Annotated in this window: 23 protein-coding genes and 1 riboswitch; of the genes, 21 read left to right on the top strand and 2 right to left on the bottom strand. The window is 48.5% G+C overall.

Features of this window, described 5'->3' with window-relative positions; genetic code table 11:
- Positions 1-4 precede the first annotated feature (4 nt).
- The 5 genes from pknB to P400_RS0111195 all read left to right on the top strand — a co-directional run bounded on the left by pknB (position 5) and on the right by P400_RS0111195 (position 4,897).
- A complete protein-coding gene (gene pknB / locus P400_RS0111215; protein WP_026826289.1) occupies positions 5-1,957 on the top strand; it encodes a Stk1 family PASTA domain-containing Ser/Thr kinase in 1,953 nt (650 codons plus the stop codon).
- A gap of 41 nt (positions 1,958-1,998) precedes the next feature.
- Positions 1,999-2,886, top strand: a complete 888-nt coding sequence (gene rsgA / locus P400_RS0111210; protein WP_026826288.1) for a ribosome small subunit-dependent GTPase A — start codon at positions 1,999-2,001, stop codon at positions 2,884-2,886.
- A 3-nt stretch (positions 2,887-2,889) separates the two neighbouring features.
- Positions 2,890-3,546 (top strand): ribulose-phosphate 3-epimerase, encoded by a 657-nt coding sequence (gene rpe, locus P400_RS0111205; RefSeq protein WP_026826287.1) that lies wholly within the window; start codon positions 2,890-2,892, stop codon positions 3,544-3,546.
- A 20-nt stretch (positions 3,547-3,566) separates the two neighbouring features.
- A riboswitch (TPP riboswitch) is annotated at positions 3,567-3,667 on the top strand.
- Positions 3,668-3,740: 73 nt separating this feature from the next.
- Positions 3,741-4,316 carry an energy-coupled thiamine transporter ThiT gene (thiT, locus tag P400_RS0111200; RefSeq protein ID WP_026826286.1) on the top strand — a complete coding sequence of 192 codons (576 nt, stop codon included), beginning with the start codon at positions 3,741-3,743 and terminating at the stop codon, positions 4,314-4,316.
- Positions 4,313-4,897 carry a thiamine diphosphokinase gene (locus P400_RS0111195; protein WP_026826285.1) on the top strand — a complete coding sequence of 195 codons (585 nt, stop codon included), beginning with the start codon at positions 4,313-4,315 and terminating at the stop codon, positions 4,895-4,897. The genes thiT and P400_RS0111195 overlap by 4 nt, the downstream gene beginning before the upstream one ends.
- Before the next feature lie 56 nt (positions 4,898-4,953).
- On the opposite strand, the gene rpmB is transcribed toward P400_RS0111195, so the two are convergent.
- Complete coding sequence (rpmB, locus tag P400_RS0111190) at positions 4,954-5,142, bottom strand: 50S ribosomal protein L28 (RefSeq protein WP_015881349.1); 189 nt, start codon at positions 5,140-5,142, stop codon at positions 4,954-4,956.
- Between the two features lie 252 nt (positions 5,143-5,394).
- Here rpmB and P400_RS0111185 point away from each other — a divergent pair, with 252 nt between their 5' ends.
- From P400_RS0111185 to rnc, 11 genes are all read left to right on the top strand, one after another.
- Positions 5,395-5,757: an Asp23/Gls24 family envelope stress response protein gene (locus tag P400_RS0111185; protein ID WP_015881350.1), complete on the top strand. Its 363-nt coding sequence runs from the start codon at positions 5,395-5,397 to the stop codon at positions 5,755-5,757.
- Positions 5,758-5,779: 22 nt separating this feature from the next.
- Positions 5,780-7,459 (top strand): DAK2 domain-containing protein, encoded by a 1,680-nt coding sequence (locus tag P400_RS0111180; RefSeq protein WP_026826284.1) that lies wholly within the window; start codon positions 5,780-5,782, stop codon positions 7,457-7,459.
- A gap of 62 nt (positions 7,460-7,521) precedes the next feature.
- Positions 7,522-8,184: an L-serine ammonia-lyase, iron-sulfur-dependent subunit beta gene (gene sdaAB / locus P400_RS0111175; RefSeq protein ID WP_026826283.1), complete on the top strand. Its 663-nt coding sequence runs from the start codon at positions 7,522-7,524 to the stop codon at positions 8,182-8,184.
- Positions 8,185-8,196: 12 nt separating this feature from the next.
- Positions 8,197-9,084 carry an L-serine ammonia-lyase, iron-sulfur-dependent, subunit alpha gene (gene sdaAA / locus P400_RS0111170; protein ID WP_026826282.1) on the top strand — a complete coding sequence of 296 codons (888 nt, stop codon included), beginning with the start codon at positions 8,197-8,199 and terminating at the stop codon, positions 9,082-9,084.
- Positions 9,071-11,101 carry an ATP-dependent DNA helicase RecG gene (recG, locus tag P400_RS0111165; RefSeq protein ID WP_026826281.1) on the top strand — a complete coding sequence of 677 codons (2,031 nt, stop codon included), beginning with the start codon at positions 9,071-9,073 and terminating at the stop codon, positions 11,099-11,101. The genes sdaAA and recG overlap by 14 nt, the downstream gene beginning before the upstream one ends.
- 85 nt (positions 11,102-11,186) lie before the next feature.
- Positions 11,187-11,756 carry a transcription factor FapR gene (gene fapR, locus P400_RS0111160; protein WP_015881355.1) on the top strand — a complete coding sequence of 190 codons (570 nt, stop codon included), beginning with the start codon at positions 11,187-11,189 and terminating at the stop codon, positions 11,754-11,756.
- Complete coding sequence (gene plsX / locus P400_RS0111155) at positions 11,753-12,742, top strand: phosphate acyltransferase PlsX (protein WP_026826280.1); 990 nt, start codon at positions 11,753-11,755, stop codon at positions 12,740-12,742. The genes fapR and plsX overlap by 4 nt, the downstream gene beginning before the upstream one ends.
- Before the next feature lie 18 nt (positions 12,743-12,760).
- Positions 12,761-13,681, top strand: coding sequence for an ACP S-malonyltransferase (gene fabD / locus P400_RS0111150; protein WP_026826279.1), 921 nt, complete (start codon positions 12,761-12,763; stop codon positions 13,679-13,681).
- On the top strand, positions 13,674-14,414 hold the full coding sequence (fabG, locus tag P400_RS0111145) for a 3-oxoacyl-[acyl-carrier-protein] reductase (protein ID WP_026826278.1): 741 nt from the start codon (positions 13,674-13,676) through the stop codon (positions 14,412-14,414). Before fabD ends, fabG begins: the two co-directional genes overlap by 8 nt.
- A 58-nt stretch (positions 14,415-14,472) precedes the next feature.
- Positions 14,473-14,712: an acyl carrier protein gene (acpP, locus tag P400_RS0111140; RefSeq protein WP_026826277.1), complete on the top strand. Its 240-nt coding sequence runs from the start codon at positions 14,473-14,475 to the stop codon at positions 14,710-14,712.
- A 60-nt stretch (positions 14,713-14,772) separates the two neighbouring features.
- On the top strand, positions 14,773-15,552 hold the full coding sequence (gene rnc, locus P400_RS0111135) for a ribonuclease III (RefSeq protein ID WP_285800405.1): 780 nt from the start codon (positions 14,773-14,775) through the stop codon (positions 15,550-15,552).
- A 36-nt stretch (positions 15,553-15,588) separates the two neighbouring features.
- Here rnc and P400_RS0111130 read toward each other — a convergent pair whose 3' ends face one another.
- Complete coding sequence (locus P400_RS0111130; protein ID WP_034771119.1) at positions 15,589-15,783, bottom strand: DUF1128 family protein; 195 nt, start codon at positions 15,781-15,783, stop codon at positions 15,589-15,591.
- Between the two features lie 114 nt (positions 15,784-15,897).
- On the opposite strand from P400_RS0111130, the gene smc reads away from it, so the two are divergent.
- From smc to rpsP, 5 genes are all read left to right on the top strand, one after another.
- A complete protein-coding gene (smc, locus tag P400_RS0111125) occupies positions 15,898-19,455 on the top strand; it encodes a chromosome segregation protein SMC (protein WP_026826274.1) in 3,558 nt (1,185 codons plus the stop codon).
- Positions 19,452-20,477: a signal recognition particle-docking protein FtsY gene (gene ftsY, locus P400_RS0111120; protein ID WP_026826273.1), complete on the top strand. Its 1,026-nt coding sequence runs from the start codon at positions 19,452-19,454 to the stop codon at positions 20,475-20,477. The genes smc and ftsY overlap by 4 nt, the downstream gene beginning before the upstream one ends.
- 96 nt (positions 20,478-20,573) lie before the next feature.
- Positions 20,574-20,897: a putative DNA-binding protein gene (locus P400_RS0111115; protein WP_026826272.1), complete on the top strand. Its 324-nt coding sequence runs from the start codon at positions 20,574-20,576 to the stop codon at positions 20,895-20,897.
- Between the two features lie 11 nt (positions 20,898-20,908).
- Positions 20,909-22,249, top strand: a complete 1,341-nt coding sequence (gene ffh, locus P400_RS0111110) for a signal recognition particle protein (RefSeq protein WP_026826271.1) — start codon at positions 20,909-20,911, stop codon at positions 22,247-22,249.
- Positions 22,250-22,331: 82 nt separating this feature from the next.
- Complete coding sequence (gene rpsP / locus P400_RS0111105) at positions 22,332-22,607, top strand: 30S ribosomal protein S16 (RefSeq protein WP_015881366.1); 276 nt, start codon at positions 22,332-22,334, stop codon at positions 22,605-22,607.
- Positions 22,608-22,648 lie beyond the last annotated feature (41 nt).

Raw genomic sequence — 22,648 nt, 5'->3', positions numbered from 1 at the left:
TCCGATGCGAAGCGGAGAACGAATCAACGATCGTTATCGGATCGAACAACAAATCGGCAGCGGAGGCATGGCAAATGTCTACCGAGCTCATGACGAGATCTTAAACCGAACCGTCGCCATCAAGGTGTTGCGATCTGAATTCTCACATAACGAACAATTTATACGCCGGTTCGAGCGAGAAGCCCATGCGGCTACGAGTCTGAACCATCCGAATATCGTCGCCATCTATGACGTCGGCGATGAAGAAGATTTGTACTATATCGTCATGGAGCATGTCGATGGGGTGACCTTGAAACAATATTTGCAAGAGGAGTACATATCTGTCGATGAGGCACTACGTATCATGGGACAGATTTGTGATGCGATAGATCATGCCCATGCAAACCGAATCATTCATCGTGATATCAAACCACAAAATATGATGATTGATCAACTTGGAAACGTGAAGGTGACCGATTTCGGGATTGCGGTTGCGATGTCGAATGCGACGTTGACGCATACGATGTCGGTACTTGGATCTGTCCACTATTTCTCGCCTGAACAAGCACGTGGTAAATTTGCTGATGAGAAGTCAGATATTTATTCGCTCGGTGCCGTCCTTTATGAGCTGTTGACAGGTCGTGTGCCGTTCATAGGAGAGACACCGGTTGCCGTTGCGCTTCAACATCTGCAGGACGATCCAATTCGACCGATGGACTTGAATCCGAATATTCCCCAAGCACTTGAAAACTGTGTCATGCAAGCGTTGGCGAAGTCACCGGGTGCCCGTCATACTTCGGTTGCAGCCTTCAAGAAAGATTGTATGACCGCATTGAGTCGTGAACGTGCCGATGAACCGAGACGTCTCCCAACCAATCAGGATGAGTTCGACAAAACGCTCGTCATGACACCAATCATGACTGAAGAAAAAACGGAAACACCTGGATCGAAATCTTCAATTTCTGCATCAAAAGAGCAGGAAGCTGAAGAACAGCCACCGGTCAAAAAGAAGAAGCGTAAATGGTGGATTTGGATTTTGCTCGTCGTGTTATTAATTGGTGGTGGTATCGCAGCATACGTGGTCGCTGATGAGGTGTCACGTGCCGTCGTACCTGATGTTGTCGGAATGAGTATCGGTGATGCCACGTCTGAACTTGAAAACGCAGGCTTTGTCGTCGAAGTGACAGAGCGGGCGAGCGATGACGTCAAAGAAGGTGAGGTCATTTCGCAAAACCCTCAAGAAGGACGTAAACCGAAACGAGGCACGACGGTGTCAATTGTCGTTTCTGCCGGTAAAGAGACGGTCGAGATGCCGAATGTGGAAGGACTGTCGCAAACTGCGGCTGAACGAATGCTAAAAGACTTGGCGTTCAGTGACCTCGAAATTAAAACAGAGGCTTCAGAAACGGTCGACAACGGAGATGTTATTTCCCAATCGCTCGAACCAGGTGAAGAGGTCGTGCCGTCCGAAGTAACGGTCACGCTCGTCGTATCGACAGGAAGCAACAAAGTGGAACTGTCGAATCTTGCCGGGTACACGTTCGAGGAAGCGTCGACCTATGCTGAGCATAACAAACTGAAAATTGTGAGACGTGATGAATTTTCGACAAGTGTTCCAAAAGGTCAAATCATCCGCCAACTTCCGACGGCAGGGACTGCAGTTGACCCTGGTACAGAACTCACAGTCATCGTCTCAGAGGGCGTTGAACCGACCGATGTTTCGATTGAACGAGAAGTCAGTGTCGAAGTCGAGCAACCGGATAAAGACAAAAAACCGAAAGCGGTCGAAGTCGTCATTCGTACGGTCGATGCACGTGGTGAAATTGAAGTATTACGAGATGAAATCACAGAAACAACAACGTATTCGTATACGCTCGTCATTGCCCCCAACGAAGTCGGGACAGCAACGATTGAAGTTGATGGTGAGATCGTCCGAACTGATTCAGTCACATATGCGCAAGCCAAAGAGGCACAATAAAGAGGTGACGGTAGCGTCACCTCTTTTTAAAGGAGGTAGTCATATTGAAAGGAACGATTATTCGCTTACAGGGTGGATTTTATGATGTCATGACCGAATCGAATCAAGAGATTCGGTGTCGCGCCAGAGGAAACTTTCGGAAACGTAACATCTCGCCTGTAGTTGGTGACGATGTAGTGATTCAAGACCAAGAGGATGGGACCGGATATATTCTTGAAGTAGAGGAGCGTCAGAACCATCTCGTCCGACCGCCAATTGCCAACATCGATCAAGCATTTCTCCTCTTTTCAGTAAAAGAGCCAGCATTTTCCTATCATTTGCTTGATCGATTCCTCATTCTGATTGAGTCAAAACAGATCCATCCGATCATCGTCTTGACGAAGATGGACTTGCTGAGTGAAACAGAAACCGGATCGATTCAAGAGGCGGCGGATTGCTATCGTGCAATCGGATATGATGTGATTGAGACGTCAACGGAGCTTTCGGATGGAGTCGAGCAAGTACGGAGACTCTTTAAAGGGAAGACGAGTGTCTTCGCCGGGCAGACGGGCGTCGGAAAAAGTTCGCTACTGAATGCAGTCGCACCAGAACTCGAGTTAGCAACCGGCAAAATCTCCAAGTCGCTCGGTCGGGGGAAGCATACGACGCGTCATGTGACGTTGATTCAATTGGCGGACGGACTAGTAGCAGATACACCGGGATTTTCGAGTTTGGAGTTTCCGCAGGAACTCGAGACTGATGAGCTCAGATGGTGTTTCCCGGAGTTTGTCGAACGACACGACGATTGCAAGTTCCGAGGATGTGTTCACATCAACGAACCAGGCTGCGCCATTAAACAAGCCGTTCAAGATGGTAAAATTGCTTCAACTCGCTACGATAATTATGTTACCTTTATGGAAGAGTTAAATGATCGAAAACGGAGGTATTGACAGATGATTAAAATTGCACCATCCATTTTAGCTGCCGATTTTGCCAATTTGGAGGCAGAAGTGAAAGCTGTTCAAGAAGCGGGAGCAGACTATATCCATTTCGATGTGATGGACGGTCAGTTCGTGCCAAACATTTCGATTGGTCTACCTGTGCTCGCGAGCTTACGTAAAAAATCAGATATGGTCCTCGATGTGCACTTGATGATTGACCAACCGGAGCGATACGTGGAAGATTTTGTGAAGGCAGGCGCGGATATCGTGACCGTTCATGTGGAAGCAACGAACCATTTGCATCGTGTCTTGCAACAAATCAAAGTGGCTGGTGCGAAATGTGGAGTCGTCTTGAATCCGCATACACCATTGTCGACGATCGAACATGTGCTCCCAGATGTTGATATGGTATTGCTCATGACCGTCAACCCAGGGTTTGGTGGACAAGCGTTCATTGAATCGGTCGTACCGAAAATTTCAGCGCTCAACCAACTGCGTCAAGATCGCCAACTTGATTTTGAAATTGAAATCGATGGTGGGGTCAACGAAGAGACGGCGAAACATTGCATCGATGCGGGTGCCGATGTACTAGTTGCCGGTTCGGCCATCTACAATCAACCGGATTATAAAGCAGCCATCGATAGCATTCGTGGCGCATCTCGTGTATAATCAACGATAGAACAACAAGATATTGTCGCAAGGGGTGTCACATGATGTGGCTGAGAGGCATACGCTAACCCTTTGAACCTGTTCCGTTCACACGGACGTAGGGATGTGGCGAAAATGCACGTTGCGAATCTAAGCAGCATGGCGTTTACGTCATGCTGCTTTTTGTCGTTCAAACAGTTAAAGGAGGAAGAAAGATGAAATCACGTTTTAAATTACAAGCGCTCATCGAAATTTCATTGTTTGCGGCGCTCGGGCTAATCTTTGATTTACTCATCCCATACCGCTTGCCACAAGGGGGTTCGATTAGTCTAGCGATGCTCCCAATCTTTGTGATGGCATTCCGTCACGGATTGAAAGGGGGACTTGCGACAGGTGCACTCGTCGGGACGCTTCAACTGTTGTTCGGTGCCTACATCTTCACACCTGTACAGTTCTTGCTCGACTATACGGTCGCTTATGGCCTCGTCGGTATGGCGGGTATGTTTGCTGGTCGTGTGAAACAGGCGGCCGGTCAAGGTGCGACGAAGACACTCGCGACATATTTGGTGCTCGGTGCCTTGATCGGGTCGGTGTTGCGTTATGCGGCACATGTCATCTCGGGTATCGTCTTTTTCGCCGAGTATGCGGAAGGTCCGGTCGTAGCGTATTCACTCGGTTATAACGCGACGTACATGGCCCCATCCTTTATTATTTCAGCCATCGTATTAGTATTACTCTTTACAACAGCTCCACGTTTCACACGTGTAGCTACACGGGACATTCGTCAATGAATGTCTTGATCGTCGCGGCAAGTCCGGAAGTTATTCCATTACCGCGTCATGCCGATTATGTCATCGGCGTTGATGGAGGTTATCAGAAACTGTTAGATGAAGGGATTGAACCGGACGTCGTGGTCGGAGATTTTGACTCGTTTGTGGGAAAACCACCGAAAGAAGCGTTACGCTATCCGTCCGAGAAAGATATGACGGACCTTGAGATTGCGCTTCAATTGGCAAGAGAGCGAGGGGCAACGAGGATGCACGTATACGGGGCGCTCGGTGGACGAGTCGATATGACGTTCGCGAACGTCGGTTTGCTCGAGAAGTATCCTGAGATGGTTTTGCATGGGAATGGTCAAACGGTCTATCTCGTTAAAGCCGGTGATTATAGCTTTTCAAAAAAAGAAGGCTACTATTTGTCTTTCATACCTTGGAAGACAGCGACTATTTCTATTGATGGTGTCAAGTACCCGCTCGAACATCATGACATCAATAGTGAAAAAGCGCTGACGATTTCCAATGAATGGACTGAAGCATTTGCCCGATTGACGGTTCATCGGGGGATCGTTCTCGTCATGGTCGTCAAAAAATAAGCAAAAAAAATCCCATCGGCGAATGCCGCTGGGATTTATTCGTTCGTGTATAAGTATTATACGCGTTCAACGAGACCAGATTTAAGTGCGCGAGCTGAAACCCAAACGCGTTTCGGTTTACCGTCAACGAGAATACGAACTTTTTGTACGTTCACACCCCAAGTACGTTTTGTCTTGTTGAGTGCGTGCGAACGGTTGTTACCTGATTTAGGTGATTTACCTGTTACGTAGCATTTACGTGCCATGCGTTTCCCCTCCTTTTTTATGTGGGTTCGTCCTAATAGACACTCGTTTATATTAGCACGGCTTTTTTCCCGATGCAACTAGAAAATCATACCATGACAAGAAAAAAACTTGACATTACTCGCAAGGATTTGAATAATGAATGAGGTTATCGCGCTAATTGACCGAGTTTCTGGAGCAGGTTCTTTTAATAACTAGGTACTTATTGTAGAATGTACATTAGGAATCATTCCGAATAAAGGAGGCTACTCCATATGGCAATTGAAATGAAGACAACATATGGCAATATTGACATCACAAGTGACGTCATCGCAACACTCGCAGGTGGTGCAGCGATGGAATGCTTCGGTGTGGTCGGCATGGCTTCACAAGCACAATTGAAAGACGGCATTGCTGAATTGTTAAAACGTGAAAATTATGCACGTGGTGTCGTCGTACGTCAAGAAGATGAAGACGTACATATCGACATGCACATCATTGTAAGCTACGGAACGAAAGTATCTGAAGTCGCATACAACGTGCAAAGCCGAGTGAAGTACACGCTCGGAGAAACTTTAGGATTAAACGTTTCGTCGGTAAATATATTCGTTCAAGGCGTTCGTCTGACGAATGACTGACGAAAACGGAGGAGGATTTGGTGTGGGTTTAAAACGTTTAGATGGATTGGCGCTCTCAAACATGATTGCGAACGGAGCGACCAACTTGAGCCAAAACGCAGATTATGTAGATTCGCTTAACGTCTTCCCGGTTCCAGACGGAGACACGGGAACGAACATGAATTTGACGATGACGTCAGGTGCGAAAGAAGTAGCGGCCATGAACTCATCAAATATTGCAGAGGTGTCATCAAAGTTCGCTCGCGGACTGCTCATGGGGGCACGTGGGAACTCGGGCGTTATTTTAAGTCAGTTGTTCCGCGGATTCGGTAAAGCCGTTGAAGGAAAGACAGAACTCACGACAGTTGATTTTGCGGAAGCTCTCAAGCGAGGTGTCGACACGGCATACAAGGCGGTTATGAAACCGGTTGAAGGAACGATTTTGACGGTTGCTCGTGAAGCGGCCGACGAAGCGCTCCTTGCATCAGAGTCGACAAGTGATTTCACTGAATTTATGAAACGTGTCATCGTTGAAGCGAAAGCATCGTTAGATCGTACGCCGGACTTGTTACCGGTATTAAAAGAAGTCGGTGTTGTCGACTCTGGCGGTCAAGGACTTCTCGTCATCTATGAAGGATTCCTCGCGAGCCTAGAAGGCAAAGAACTCGAAAAACCTCATGCTCCAGTGATGGATGCGTTGATCGAGGCAGAGCATCACGCGCATGCGGCGCAAGGATTCATGTCAACAGAAGACATTGAATTCGGCTACTGCACGGAAATTATGGTTCGTTTCCAAGATGATAAGTTGAAAGATACACCATTCAACGAAGACACGTTCCGTAACGAATTGTCTGAACTAGGGGACTCACTTCTTGTCGTTGCGGACGAAGAATTATTAAAAGTTCACGTTCACGTCGAGACACCAGGTGAGGTCATTACGAAAGGGCAGCGCTTCGGTGAACTCGTCGCAGTCAAGATCGAGAACATGCGTCAACAGCACTCGACCATTCTCGAAGAAGAACACGGCATAAATCTACAAGGCGTTCAACAAGATGAGAAACCAAAAGCACCATTTGCAATCGTGACGGTGGCAATGGGTGAAGGTGTCAGTGAGTTGTTCCGTTCCCTCGGATCGGCACACGTCATCGAAGGCGGACAGACGATGAACCCATCAACAGAAGATATCGTCAAGGCGATTGAATCTGCACATGCGGAACATGTCTTCATCTTCCCGAATAACTCAAATATCATCATGGCTGCTGAACAAGCAGCGTCTGTCGCACCTTGTGGCGTGTCGGTCATTCCAACGAAGACGGTCCCGCAAGGCCTTGCAGCAGCAATCGCCTTTAATCCTGAGGCAGATGTCGAGATGAACGAACAAGCGATGAAGTCGGCTGCTGAGACAGTGAAATCCGGCCAGGTGACGTACGCTGTTCGTGATACGAGCATCGATGGCGTTGAGATTAAAAAGGACGAGCATATGGCGATTGCAGAGAAGAAAATCGTCTCGTCGTCTTCATCAAGCCTTGAAGCGGCTAAGCGACTAGTCGATGCTCTCATCGATGCGGATGACGAAATCATCACAATTCTAACGGGTGAAGGTTCATCTGAATCAGATGTAGAAGCGTTGACGTCATATATCGAATCAGTGAATGACGAGATAGAAATTGAAGTTCACGACGGCAAACAACCGCTTTACTCTTATATTTTTAGTGTGGAATAAGCTGTTTCAAGTCCCTACCTTCTGTATAATGAAGGTAGGGATTTTTGAAAGGGGGAAAATTGATGAAATATCGTAGTGTGTTTGACATTATCGGTCCAGTCATGGTCGGTCCGTCGAGTTCACATACAGCAGGAGCCGCTCGAATTGGGTTGATGGCAGGGAAGTTGTTCGGGAGAACACCACGTATCGCGCATATCACATTTTACGGGTCATTCGCTGACACATATCGAGGTCACGGGACAGATGTTGCCATCGTCGGTGGAATCATGGGGTTTGATACGTTCGACTTGAGAATCCCGCAGGCGTTAGACATCGCTAGTGAGAAAGGCATCGAAGTCATCTTTGAAACGAGTGATTTGTTGACAGATCATCCGAATACGGCACGCGTCCTGCTCGAAGATGAACTTGGGACATTTGAAATCGTCGGCGTCTCAATCGGTGGGGGAACGATTGAAATTACCGAATTGAACGGGTTCCCGTTAAAATTGACAGGAGGGGGACCTGCACTCGTCGTCTTACACCATGATCGATTCGGTGCAATCGCAGCAGTTACGGGAGTTTTGGCGAATCACCAATTGAACATCGGTCATATGGAAGTGAGCCGTCACGAAAAAGGAATGCAGGCCTTGATGGCCATTGAGATTGATGAGACCATTCCTGCTGACGTGCTAGCAGAACTCGAGCGGTTACCACAAATTGAACGGATAGCTATTTTTGGGGAATAAGGAGAATGTGTGATGTTTAAATCAGTAGAAGAGTTAGTGACGATTGCCACAGAACGAGGCATTCCGATTTCTGAAGTGATGATCGAACAAGAGATGCACGTCAGACGCTCAAGTCGGGAGGACATCATCGGTATGATGAACCGGAATCTCGAGGTGATGGAAGAAGCGGTCGAACGTGCGCTCCAAGGTGTCACGTCTGTTACGGGATTGACGGGGAACGATGCCGTACTCATGCAAGACTATATTCGCTCAGGCAAATCGCTTGCCGGAGACCTCATTTTAGATGCGGTGTCAAAAGCAATCGGGACGAACGAAGTGAATGCCGCGATGGGACGAATCTGTGCGACACCAACTGCGGGGAGCGCGGGCGTCGTGCCAGGAACGTTGTTTGCAGTGAAGGATCGTCTCGAGATGGACCGTGATGCGATGATTCGTTACTTGTTCACATCAGGTGCATTCGGATTCGTCGTGGCGAACAACGCCTCCATATCGGGAGCGGCGGGCGGATGCCAGGCCGAGGTCGGATCGGCGACCGCGATGGCTGCAGCTGCAATCGTCGAAGCGGCCGGCGGAACACCGGACCAATCGGCTACAGCATTTGCAATCGCACTTAAAAACATGCTTGGTCTCGTCTGTGATCCTGTGGCGGGTCTCGTAGAAGTCCCATGCGTGAAACGTAACGCTATGGGTGGTGCCAACGCAATTGTCGCCGCAGACATGGCGCTCGCGGGCATCACCTCGCGTATTCCATGTGATGAAGTCATCTCGGCGATGCATGAAGTCGGTCAAATGATGCCGACCGCATTAAAAGAGACGGCAAAAGGTGGACTTGCCAATACACCAACGGCTCGTCGTCTCGAACGAAATATATTTGGAGCGAAAGAAGATGCGAAACAATGAACGACTGACGACTTTGAAAGGAGTCGGGCCAGAAATGGCCAAAAAATTAGAAGTGATGGAACTTGTTCGAATCGAGGACGTGCTAGAGCACGTCCCGTTTCGTTATGAGAATTATAATAGCGGAACTGTGACCACGGCTATACATGGGGACCTTGTCAAATGGAGTGGGACAGTCCAAGGCGAACCGCTCGTTCGTTATTATAGTAAAGGTAAAAATCGCCTTCAGTTCAGACTATTACTAGAAGAACGGTATGCAGTCCAAGTGACGATGTTCAATCGCGCGTTTTACAAGGACAAGCTAGTGATTGGCGAAACGGTGACGGTCAAAGGAAAATGGGACATGAATCGGATGACGATCAGCGCGACCGACCTCGAATTTGGTGCCCCGTCAGGCGGACTACAGCCGATTTATTCACTTCGAGCCGGGCTGACGCAAAAGAATTTCAGTCGAATCGTGAAACTGGCTTTTGAACAGGTGAGCGATCTCCCGGAACAGGTGCCGCAAGTCATTCGCGACCGGTATCGACTAGAAGATCGGATGACGATGCTTCGTGGGATGCACTTTCCAGATACTGTTGACACTTATAAAAGAGCGAGACGAAGTTATGTATATGAAGAATGTCTCATGTATCAATTGAAATTGCAGGCGTTTCGGAAAATGGAGCGGTCAGGAAACGGTCGGGCCCTTCAACTCGACAAACATCAATTGAATGAATTCGTCAAACGACTCGCATTTCCGTTGACGGGAGCTCAGACACGGGTCATCCGTGAAATTGTATCTGACCTTGAAAAACCAGAACGGATGAACCGACTATTACAAGGGGATGTCGGGAGCGGGAAGACCGTCGTTGCCGCGATTGCCTTGTATGCGACCGTCATGGCAGGGTATCAGGGTGCATTGATGGTGCCGACCGAGATTTTAGCAGAACAACATGCGACGTCTTTACAGGAATTGTTTGAACCGTTTGGCATCACGATCGCCCTGTTGACGAGCTCGGTAAAAGGAAAGGCGCGAGAAGCGCTCCTTACAGCAATCCAATCAAGAGACGTCGACATCATCGTAGGGACACATGCACTCATTCAAGGGCCGGTCGAGTTTTCGAATTTACATTTGGCGATCACGGACGAACAGCACCGTTTTGGTGTCGAGCAGCGGAAGAAGCTACGAGACAAGGCTGAATTTGCGGACGTGTTATATATGACCGCGACTCCGATTCCAAGAACACTTGCTATCAGTGCGTTCGGAGAGATGGACGTCTCGACAATCGATGAGATGCCAAAAGGACGAAAACCGATTGAAACGTATTGGGCGAAACATGACCAAATCGATCGTGTTCATTCGATGGTCGATCGGGAACTGTCGCTCGGTCGCCAAGCATACGTGATTGCGCCACTCATTGAAGAGTCGGATACGCTCGAAGTGGAGAGTGCGACGGCTTTGTATGAAATTTTGAAAGACCGCTTCCCGAATCATGAAGTCGGACTGATGCACGGAAAGTTATCGAGTGCTGAAAAGGATGACGTGATGAAGTCGTTCGCCGATAATGCGACACAAATTCTTGTGTCGACGACTGTCGTCGAGGTAGGCGTGAACGTTCCGAACGCTTCTCTCATTATCATTCATGATGCCGAACGTTTTGGGCTCGCCCAGTTGCATCAGCTGAGAGGCCGGGTTGGTCGTGGCGCCCATCAATCATTCTGTGTCCTTGTCGGAGACCCTAAGTCCGACGTCGGAAAAGTTCGGCTGAAAACGATGACTGAAACGAACGACGGCTTCGTATTAGCGGAAAAAGATTTGGAGTTACGTGGTGCCGGTGATTTCTTCGGTACCGCGCAGAGTGGTCTACCAAGCTTCCGGGTCGCCGATCCCGTTCTCGATTTGAAAGTGATGGAAGTGGCGAGACAAGATGCTGTGGCAATGCTCGAAAGTGACGCATTTTGGCATGAAGACCAGTTTAAGGTGCTACGTAGCTATTTAAAACAACTCGACCTTCTCGTAGGGGAAAGGTTAGAATAATACTTGAAAATGACGACTAAAGAATATATACTGCTATTAGTACCAGGTGTTAAGTTCTTTAGTGATTAGTTTAGGAGGGAACTGAATGCGGGTACCTAAGAAAGAGCGGCAACGCTTGTTACAAGAGACGATTGAACACAACCCGTTCATCAAAGACGAAGAACTATCAAAACAGTTTTCCGTCAGCATCCAGACGATTCGGCTCGACCGGATGGAATTAAAAATTCCAGAAGTAAGGGAACGAATCAAACATGTGGCTTCCGAACATCTCGATGAAGTCAAATCGCTTTCAATGAGCGAGGTCATCGGTGATATGATTGACTTAAAACTAGATGACTCTGCCATCTCAGTCCTCGATATAGAAAAAGAACACGTCTTTAGCCGCAATGAGATTGCCCGTGGACACGTCTTGTTTGCGCAAGCCAACTCGTTAGCGGTGGCGCTCATCAATGATGAATTGGCGTTGACCACTAAAGCGGACATCCGCTTCAGTCGCCAAGTCCATCTTGGAGAGCGAGTCGTTGCCAAGGCTCGTGTGATGAAGCTACGTGGGGACGGGAGAACAGATGTCACGGTCGAAAGTTATGTCGGTGAGGAGTGCGTCTTTGACGGCGACTTCACGATTTACCGACGTGGTGAGGAGGAACAAGCATGAAGTTAGCGATTGATGCAATGGGTGGCGATCACGCACCGAAGGCGATTGTGGAAGGTGTGAAACGGTTCGTCGAACAATATCCGAACGAATCGATGGAACTCTTTTTAGTCGGTGATGAGGTAAAAATTTCCTCATACGGTCTTGACGACCCGCGTGTGACGGTCGTTCCAGCAAGTGAGATCATCACAAGTGAGGATGAACCGGTTCGAGCGGTTCGCCGTAAGAAAGACAGTTCGCTCGTTGTAGCGGCAAAGCTCGTCAAAGAAGGGAAAGCGGATGCCCTCGTGTCTGCCGGAAATACCGGGGCATTGATGGCGGCATCTCTTTTCATCATCGGACGAATCCCGGGAATCGAGCGTCCGGCATTATCTCCGACGTTCCCTACATATACAGGTAGTGGTGTCGTCGTACTGGATGTCGGAGCGAATCCGGATGCGAAGGCCGAACACCTTGTAGATTATGCGATCATGGGTTCACTCTATGCGGAACACGTTCGTGGCATTAAAACGCCACGTGTCGCCCTTCTCAATATTGGGACAGAAGCCGGGAAAGGAAATGCGCTCACAAAAGATGCGTTCCCCCTCCTTGAAGAGGCCCCTGTCCACTTCGTTGGAAATGTCGAGGCACGTGAAGCGATGTCAGGTGACGTGGACGTCATCGTGACAGAAGGATTTGCTGGAAACATCTTATTAAAAGGTGTAGAAGGCTCGTCGGCGATGCTCATGAAAATGATGAAAGAACAATTCACGAGCAATCTTGTATCAAAACTCGCCGCTCTCATCTTAAAACCAAAATTAAGACGATTGAAAGAAACGCTTGATTATCGCGAACATGGTGGAGCTGGATTATTTGGGATCAATGCGCCTGTCATCAAAGCTCATGGGTCGAGTGATGCACTCGCAATCATGAGTGCATTAAAACAGGCAAAAATCATGGTAGACCACGACGTCGTCGATAAAATCAAGCGTGCCAAAGCGATAGACTAAGCGAAAGCAGGTGAGGACATGGGGAAAGTAGCATGGGTGTTCCCAGGACAAGGCTCTCAAGCCGTAGGAATGGGACAGACATTTTTAGATCATCCGGAGACACTTCAAGCAATCGGGCGTCGACTCGGGTTTGACCTTCTTGAAGTCATGTCATCGGGATCGAAAGAAGACCTTCAAGCAACTGAAGTCGCACAGCCGGCCATCGTGGCGCATGCCTCGTTGCTCGCAAAAGCCTATGCGGATAAAGGGGCGGCACCAGATGTCGTGATTGGGCATAGCGTAGGTGAATACGCAGCGCTCGTCAGTGCGGGTGTCATCGATTTAGAAGAGGCGACCGTGCTCGTCCGTGAACGTGGTCATTTGATGTCTGATGTGAAGGACGGAACGATGGCGGCTGTCGTCGGGATGACCGATTTGACAGAAGCGCATCACATCACAGAAAAAATCAGTGCGAGCGGGGATTTGGTTCAAATCGCTAACTTGAATTGTCCTGGTCAATTTGTGATTTCAGGGCATGTCGACGCTGTCGAACAGGCGAGCGTTGAATTGAAAACCGCTGGTGCGAAACGGGTATTGCCATTGAATGTATCTGGAGCGTTTCATAGTTCGTACATGATGCCGGCAGCGACACGATTCCAAGATGTCCTCGCCTCGTCACCGTTTGAAGCGGCTTCAGTCGACTTTATCTCGAACGTGGATGCTGCTGTACATCGTGACCCTGAACAATTGAAGGTGCTATTGACGAAACAACTTTATTCGTCAGTCTGCTTCGAGGATTGTGTTCGAAAAGCGATTGCAGATGGTGTGGACACATTCATTGAATTCGGTCCGTCTTCACCACTTTCTGGATTGATTAAACGAATCGATTCGAGCGTTTCGATTCAAAAGGCGACCACGCTCGAAGAAGTCGCCTCGTTAGGGGGAGAAGTTCGTGCATGATCAAGTAGCGATTGTGACTGGCGCGTCCCGTGGAATCGGTGCGGCCATCGCGAAACGTTTAGGGGAAGACGGTTTTCGAGTCGTCGTGAACTACTCGGGTAGTGAACAGAAGGCAAATGACGTTGTGACAGCGATTGTGGAGGCAGGCGGAGAAGCCATTGCCGTGAAGGCAGACGTCTCAAACGCAGATGATGTTAAAGCGCTCGTCAAGACGACAGTCGATTCATTTGGACGAATCGATTGCCTCGTCAACAATGCGGGGATTACACGTGACGGGTTACTCATGCGAATGAAAGAAGCCGACTTCGAAGACGTGCTATCGACGAACTTGAAAGGGGCCTTTCTGACATCGCAAGCCGTCACGCGACCTTTGCTCAAATCGAATGCAGGTCGAATCATCAATATCGCCTCGGTTGTCGGGATTACTGGAAATGCGGGACAGGCGAATTATGCGGCTGCGAAAGCAGGGTTAATCGGATTGACAAAATCGGTTGCTCGCGAACTCGCGGGACGTCATGTGACAGTCAATGCCGTGTGTCCTGGCTTTATTCAAACCGACATGACCGATGCCTTGACAGATGCACAACGAGAGGCTACACTCGAGCAGATTCCGTTCAACCGTTTTGGTCAAGTCGAAGAGGTGGCGAATCTCGTCTCGTTCCTAGCATCAGAACAAGCCGCATATGTGACCGGACAGACAATTGCCGTCGACGGTGGCATGACAATGGCGTAAAAGAGAACTTTACCAACAGACTGACATTTAATATACTTACCTTTGGAGGGATTTTATCATGACAAAAGAACAAATTTTAGTAGACGTACAAGAAGCAGTGGCAGAGAAGCTCGGGAAAGATGTATCTGAGATCACAGCGGACAAATCATTCAAGGATGACCTTGGCGCTGACTCGCTCGAAGTGATGGAAATGGTGATGGACCTCGAAGATAAATTCGACATCACAATCGAAGACGAGGACGCTGAAAAACTTGCGACTGTCGGCGACGTAGTGGCTTATATCGAAACAAAAGTGTAATCAAGCCATCCCACCGCCCGGAACCGAGCGGTGGGCTTGTGCTTATTCATGGAGGGAACTATGACAAAAGACAAAAGACGGTTTGACCGTCAAGGGTCGGCGCAGCGACGTCGGCGACAGGAGATGGAACGAGCACGCATCTTAGAATTATTCAAATCATTAGAAGAACGTTTAGACGTTCAATTTTCAGATCGCGACTTACTCATGCAGGCGTTCACCCATTCTTCTTATGTGAATGAACAACGAGGGTTACGGAAAGATAATGAACGTTTAGAATTTTTAGGGGATGCTGTTCTAGAGTTAACTGTATCTCGCTTCTTATATGAGACTTATCCGGAGCGCTCCGAGGGGGAATTAACGAAATTACGAGCGGCGATCGTTTGCGAACCGTCACTCGTGAATTTTGCGGAAGCCTATGCTTTTTCTGACTTCACCTTGCTTGGAAAAGGTGAAGAGTTGACCGGTGGGCGAAAACGTCCGGCACTACTTGCCGATGTATTCGAATCCTATATCGGTGCTCTTTATTTGGACCAAGGAATTGAGGCAGTCGAACGATTCCTCGCCGAAGCGGTTTTTCCGAAAGTCTTAGCGGGTGTATTTGAAGAACAGACTGATTTTAAAAGTCAGTTGCAGGAAAGTGTGCAACGCGAAGGGCTCGGTCCTGTATCGTATGAGATTATCGAAGAGCGTGGTCCGGCGCATAGCCGTGAATTCGTGGCGCATGCCCGTCTCAGTGACGATATTGTCGGTGAAGGGATTGGACGCTCTAAAAAAGAAGCCGAGCAATTGGCGGCGAAAGAAGCGCTCATCGCCTTTAACAGGCGTTACGCAGATTTATAAACGAAAGGAGTGGACCCGATTAGGTCCACTCCTTTTTCATGTCAATTGACCGAGCTCTTCGACAATCCCGTCAACTTCCGATATAGAAAGGGAAGAACGTGTCATTACGTACTCGTAAATCTCTTTCACCGCTGATGGGTCGGCTGCATTATATTCTTCCGCTTTGATCGCACCGCGGTTAATAATATTCATCTTATCCAAAATAGCTTCAATCATCTGTTCATTCGTCATCTGTATTCCCCTTTCTACAGTTCTTTTAAGAATAGCATGATTCGGGCATTTTGACGAACTGTTAACTGTGGTAAAATATACAGATGAATGCTTACTGCGGATAGGATGGTCACGATGCACTTAAAACGAATCGAACTCGCTGGCTTTAAATCATTTGCCAAGCGAATTGAATTAGATTTCCGTCCCGGCGTCACGGCTGTAGTTGGGCCGAACGGGAGCGGGAAATCAAATATATCGGACGCTGTTCGCTGGGTACTCGGAGAACAGTCGGCCAAATCACTTCGTGGTGCCAAGATGGAAGATGTCATCTTTGCCGGAAGTGAGGGTGAGAATCACCGTAACGTCGCCGAGGTCACGCTCGTCCTTGATAATCGCGACGAACAGTTACGTTTGCCTTATGAAGAAGTGAGTGTGACCCGTCGCGTGACCCGAAGTGGGGACAGCGACTATTTTGTGAATAAAAAACCTTGTCGATTAAAAGACGTGATTGATTTGTTTCTCGATACAGGTCTTTCCCGGGATGCGTTCGCCATCATCGGGCAAGGTCGGGTCGAACAAGTCATTTCCGGGAAACCAGAAGACCGCCGAGCCGTCATCGAAGAGGCAGCGGGAGTCCTCAAATATCGTCAGCGTAAAAAACAGGCTGAGCGTAAATTACAGGACACCGAGTTAAATTTGTCCCGAGTCGATGATATTTTATTTGAATTGGCTGATCGTGTCGAACCGCTACGTGAACAGGCAGCACTTGCAAGAGAGTATAAAGTCGCGAAAGCAAGACACGATGAACTTGAAACAGGCATTATGGGTGCCGAAATTCAGTTGCTTCAACGTGAGATTGAACAAGTGACGGTCCGTCATGCAGAATCTGTTCAACAGTTATCCGATTGCGACCATTCGGTTCGTGACCTTACTGAAGAACGAAGTCAACTCGAGGCTGCACTTTCGACGCTTCGTGACGAGTTGACCGAATTGAATCAAACAGAGCGTGAACATTCGACATACGTCGAACGATTGACAGGTGACATCAAGCTCGCCAAAGCACAAGAAGAGCACGGCGCCGAGATGAAAGACCGTCTCCTTCGTCAACGTGAAGAAGTGAGCGCCGAGATGGTAGAACTTGAGACGCGGCTACAAGTCGTTCGTGACGACTTGTCTCAAAAAGTAGCCACGTTGCGCCAGACGACTGAGTCGAGAAATGCGCTTCAACAACAATTGACAGCAGCCTCGCGTGATTTTAATTCCGAAATCGAAGCGGTACAAAGCGAAGCGTTCGAACTCGCGACAACGCGAGCGACGATTAGTAACCAACAAAAACGGGAGCAACGGGATATCGATGTCGCCGTCGAGTCGAAGGAACGTCTTCTACGGGAGAATAAACACCGTCTTGATGAACGTTCCTCACAAGAAGCGACACTCAATGAGGCGCGAGAGCAATATGAACAAGTACAAAGTCGCTTCGAACACTTGAGTGAAAAAGAGACGGAACTTCGCGAAGAAGAGACGACAATCCGTGAAAAATTAACGCGAGCAGAGACATCGTACTATGACCTCGAACGCCGTCGTCAAAAGACAGAAGACCGAATTGAAATGCTCGAACGGATGAAGCAATCGTATGAAGGCTATTTCCATGCGGTCAAATTCGTCTTGAAAGAGCGCTCCCCGGGAGTACTTGGTGCTGTCGCTGAATTGATTCGTGTTCGTCCTTCGTATGAAGCCGCGATTGAAACGGCTCTTGGGCAGACACAACAACATGTCGTTGTTCGGGATGAAACGGTGGGACGACGGGAAATCGACAAATTACGAAAAGCAAACGCGGGTCGTGCGACATTCTTACCGATGACGACCATCAAACCAAGATTCGTACCGAGTGAAGTGTTGCATCGACTCGAATCGATGCGTGGATTTATTGGCGTGGCATCGGAGCTCGTCGAGACGGATGAATCGTTCGAAACGCTGAAAAAATCACTTCTTGGTGCGGTACTTGTTGCCGAGACGCTTGAAGTCGCGAACCAAATCGCACAATCGACAGGATACCGTTTCCGTGTCGTCACGTTAGAAGGGGACATCGTCAACGTCGGCGGTTCGATGACGGGTGGTAGTCGTAAGCAAGGGGTGGCCCTGTTCACGCAATCGCGTGAATTAGATGACTTGAAACAAGGTTTGACACAAGGTCTTGCTATGCTTCACGAGCAAAAACAACGTCTTGAAGAGTATACAGACGCGTTGACAAATATCACGCAAGCGTTATCAACACTCCGAAACGAGAAACGTACCGTCGAAGTGACGTTTCGAGAGGTCGAGGCAGCTTATCGTACGGCCGAGCGTGCCTCGCTCGATGCGAAGTCACAACTTGAATTATTCGACCATGAAATGATGCGCTATGAGCAAACGATTGAGACGTCGACCGCTGAACTAGAACGATTGACGATAGAATTAGCCAATACGGACCGCGAGCAGGCAGAAATTCGTGTCCGTCTCGAGTCACTCCGTGCTGAACAAGCGAAAAGCGCTGAGAGCACGGGCCAATTCGAAACGTTGCTTCGTCAAAACGAACTCGATTTGCAACGGCATACCCTTGAAGAAGAGCGAGTTCGGCATGAAATGGATCGCTTGACGACTGAACGGAATCGTTTGAAGGACCGTTTGAGTCAGTTAGAGCGTGAGCTCGCGCGACTCGACAGTGGAGAAGTCGTCTCATCGGCACAGCTTGAAGAGACGCTCGCAGCTGCGGAGACAGAGTTCATAGCAATCCAAGGACGACTTCACGAGTTGACGACAACACTCAAGTCGAATGAAGAGGCGTACCGCATCATGCGTCAGCGAGTCGACCAGGCGACGGAAGCGCGACGTCAAGCAGACACGATTGTTCGGAAGTTTGAAACGGCCAAACAAGAGTTCGAATTAAAACGACAATGGAAGCTCGATGCGTTAGAAGAGAACGGACTCGTCGCCGAGCTACTACCAGAACTCGAGATCCCGCTCGAAGATGCGAAAGAGGAATTCAAGCTGCTCGTTCGTCAAATTGAGGAGATCGGACCTGTCAATTTGAATGCAATCGAAGAGTTCGATAGTGTTCATGAACGTTTCACATTCTTATCTGAGCAACGAGACGACCTCGTCAGCGCAAAAGGGGATTTATATGACATTATCGCCGAAATGGACCGTGAAGTGACTCGTCTCTTCAAGGAGACGTATACGAGCGTTCGTGCTCACTTCAAACAGACGTTCACTGAACTGTTCGGTGGAGGTGAAGCGGATTTGAAATTAATAGATGAGTCGGATCTACTGAATACGGGAATCGATATTGTGGCCAAACCACCTGGCAAAAAGTTACAGACGCTCAGTCTATTGTCCGGAGGGGAACGTGCGTTGACGGCCATCGCTTTGTTGTTTGCGATTTTGAAGACGCGTCCGGTACCGTTTTGTGTCCTCGATGAAGTCGAGGCGGCTCTTGACGAGGCGAACGTACATCGATTTGGAGAATACATTCGTACGCTGTCGATTGACACGCAATTCGTCATCATCACGCACCGAAAAGGTACGATGGAAGCTGCAGATACGCTATACGGCGTCACGATGCAACAGAATGGGGTGTCCGAGGTGCTCTCGGTTGAACTGTCTGAAGCAAAACGTGTCGTCGAAATGGATGAAGAGATGGAGGAATCACGTTGAGTTTTTTTAAAAAGTTAAAAGATAAATTAACGACATCTACCCAAGAGGTGTCACAGAAGTTTACAGATGGATTGACGAAGACACGTGACGGATTTGCGAGTGCCGTCAATGACCTCGTCTATCGTTTCCGTGAGGTGGATGAGGATTTCTTCGATGAACTCGAAGATTTGCTCATCCAAGCGGACGTCGGTGTCACGACGACGATGGACCTCGTCGAAGACTTGAAGGAAGAAGTGAAACGACGCAATTTGAAAGACCCGGTCCTTGTCCGTGACGCACTCGTCGAGGTCGTAGCGAATCGGCTTCAAGAAGATGAATCGGATCGTGAACTCAATATGCAGGATGGACTCACTGTCATTTTGTTTGTCGGCGTCAACGGCGTCGGAAAGACGACGACGATTGGGAAACTGGCGCACCAATTGAAGTCAGAAGGTCGCTCCGTCATGCTCGCGGCAGGTGATACGTTCCGTGCCGGTGCTATAGAGCAACTTGAAGTGTGGGGAGAACGTGTCGGGGTGCCGGTCATTCGTCAAACGGAAGGATCGGACCCAGCGGCAGTCGTATACGATGCCGTTCAGTCTGCGAAGTCACGTAACATGGATGTACTCATCTGTGATACGGCAGGACGTCTCCAAAATAAGGTCAATTTAATGAAAGAGCTCGAGAAAGTGAAACGTGTCATCGAACGAGAAATTCCGAACGGACCACACGAAGTCTTGCTCGCACTCGATGCAACGACGGGACAAAACGCCATGATTCAAGCGAAAGCGTTCAAAGAGGCAACGAACGTAAGTGGGATCGTCTTGACTAAACTCGATGGGACGGCAAAGGGCGGAATTGTCCTTGCAATCCGTAATGAACTCGACATTCCGGTTAAATATGTCGGTCTCGGAGAGAAGATGGATGATTTACAGGTGTTCAATCCGGAACAGTTCGTCCTTGGATTGTTCGGTGATGTTTTTGAAGACAAGACACAGGGTGACTCGACTGAAAAAGACGACACAAACAAAGACCTCGCCTAAGTTTTACTGTTAAGAAAAAAACTTGACAAGTACTTGGGACGGCTGTACTATTGGTAGTTGTAAAGGGATTTCACTTAACATGTGGAGGTGAAAGGTTTGACGCTCGAAAAAACGAATCGTATGAACTATCTCATCGATTTTTATCAAGCGCTCCTCACACCGAAACAGCGCAACTATATGTCTCTTTATTACCTAGATGACTACTCGCTCGGAGAGATTGCGGAAGAGTTTGAAGTCAGCCGTCAAGCGGTCTACGATAACATAAAGCGTACAGAAACGATGCTTGAACAGTACGAGGAAAAGCTAGCTCTATTCGAAAAATTCATAGAGCGCCAGCAACTTCTTCAGACCCTCAAACGTCAAGTCGAACTCACAGATGATGTGAGTGCTACGATATCTGCGCTTGAGAATTTAGAGTAGGGGGCTGAAGCATGGCATTTGAAGGATTATCAGAACGATTGCAATCGACACTTTCCAAAATGCGCGGTAAAGGAAAAATCTCGGAGGCCGATGTCAAAGAGATGATGCGTGAGGTTCGCCTCGCCCTTCTAGAAGCCGACGTCAACTTTAAAGTGGTCAAACAATTCGTCAATGACGTGAAAGAACGTGCGATTGGTCAGGATGTCATGAGATCATTGACGCCAGGACAACAAGTCGTCAAGATTGTTCACGAAGAGTTGACAAATTTGATGGGAAGCGACGTCGTCCCGATTTCATTTAGTCAGAAACCACCGACAGTCGTCATGATGGTCGGTCTGCAAGGTGCGGGTAAAACGACGACGACCGGGAAGCTAGCGAACTTGATTCGTAAAAAGCATAACCGCAGTCCACTTCTCGTCGCGGCGGATATTTATCGTCCGGCGGCAATCAAGCAACTTGAGACACTCGGAAAACAACTCGATTTACCGGTCTTTTCACTTGGTGATCAAGTGAAGCCGGAAGAGATTGTGACGAAAGCGCTCGAGTACGCAAAAACAAATCATCACGATTTCGTGTTGATCGATACGGCCGGTCGCCTTCATATCGATGAGACGCTCATGGGCGAGCTCGAAAATGTGAAGACGATTGCCAAACCAAATGAGATCTTCCTCGTCGTCGATTCGATGACGGGTCAAGATGCGGTCAATGTGGCCGACAGTTTCAATGAGAAACTCGGAATCACCGGGGTCGTGCTGACAAAGCTCGACGGAGATACACGAGGCGGGGCAGCCCTTTCGATTAAGGCAGTCACGGGAGCGCCGATTAAGTTCGTCGGTCTCGGAGAAAAGTTGGATGCCCTCGAACCGTTCCATCCAGAGCGCATGGCGTCACGCATTCTTGGAATGGGGGACGTGCTCTCACTCATTGAAAAAGCCGAGACACAGATGGACCAAGACGCAGCGAAAGAGCTAGAAAGCAAAATTCGTGATGCGTCGTTCACGTTCGATGATTTCATTGAACAGTTGGCTCAAGTGAAAAACATGGGACCAATTGATGAATTACTTTCGATGTTACCTGGTGCAGGTAAAATGAAAGGGTTGAAGAACGTCCAAATCGACGAGAAACAACTCGATCACGTCGAAGCGATCATTCGCTCGATGACGAAACATGAACGCTCCAACCCGGAAGTTCTCAATGCGAGTCGTCGTAAGCGAATCGCAAAAGGGAGCGGTCGCTCGATTCAAGAAGTGAACCGTCTCATCAAACAGTTCGATGACATGAAGAAGATGATGAAACAAATGTCAGGACAAATGAAAGGGAAGAAAAAAGGCCTCGGTCTTCCATTCTTCTAACAAAAACTTTTGTCAGTCGAACGAAAAAGCTGTATACTATAAAAGTTGTCAATTCTTAAACACATGATGGAGGTATATTACCATGGCAGTTAAAATTCGTCTTAAGCGCATGGGCGCAAAAAAATCACCTTTCTACCGTATCGTTGTAGCAGACTCACGTTCACCACGTGACGGTCGCTTCATCGAGCAAGTTGGTCACTACAACCCGGTTGCAAAACCAGAAGCAGAAGTTCGCATCAACGAAGAACTCGCGCTCAAATGGTTGGCAGACGGCGCGAAGCCATCTGACACAGTACGTAACTTGTTCTCTAAAGCAGGGATCATGGAGAAATTCCACAACGCGAAAAACGCGAAGTAATGATGTGGCCGACCTTTTCTGAGGTCGGCCTATTTTGTTGA

The sequence above is a fragment of the Exiguobacterium marinum DSM 16307 genome (assembly GCF_000620845.1).
Taxonomy (GTDB): domain Bacteria; phylum Bacillota; class Bacilli; order Exiguobacteriales; family Exiguobacteriaceae; genus Exiguobacterium; species Exiguobacterium marinum.
Note: the sequence above shows the minus strand (reverse complement) of the source record. Positions and strands in the feature narration are given on the sequence as shown.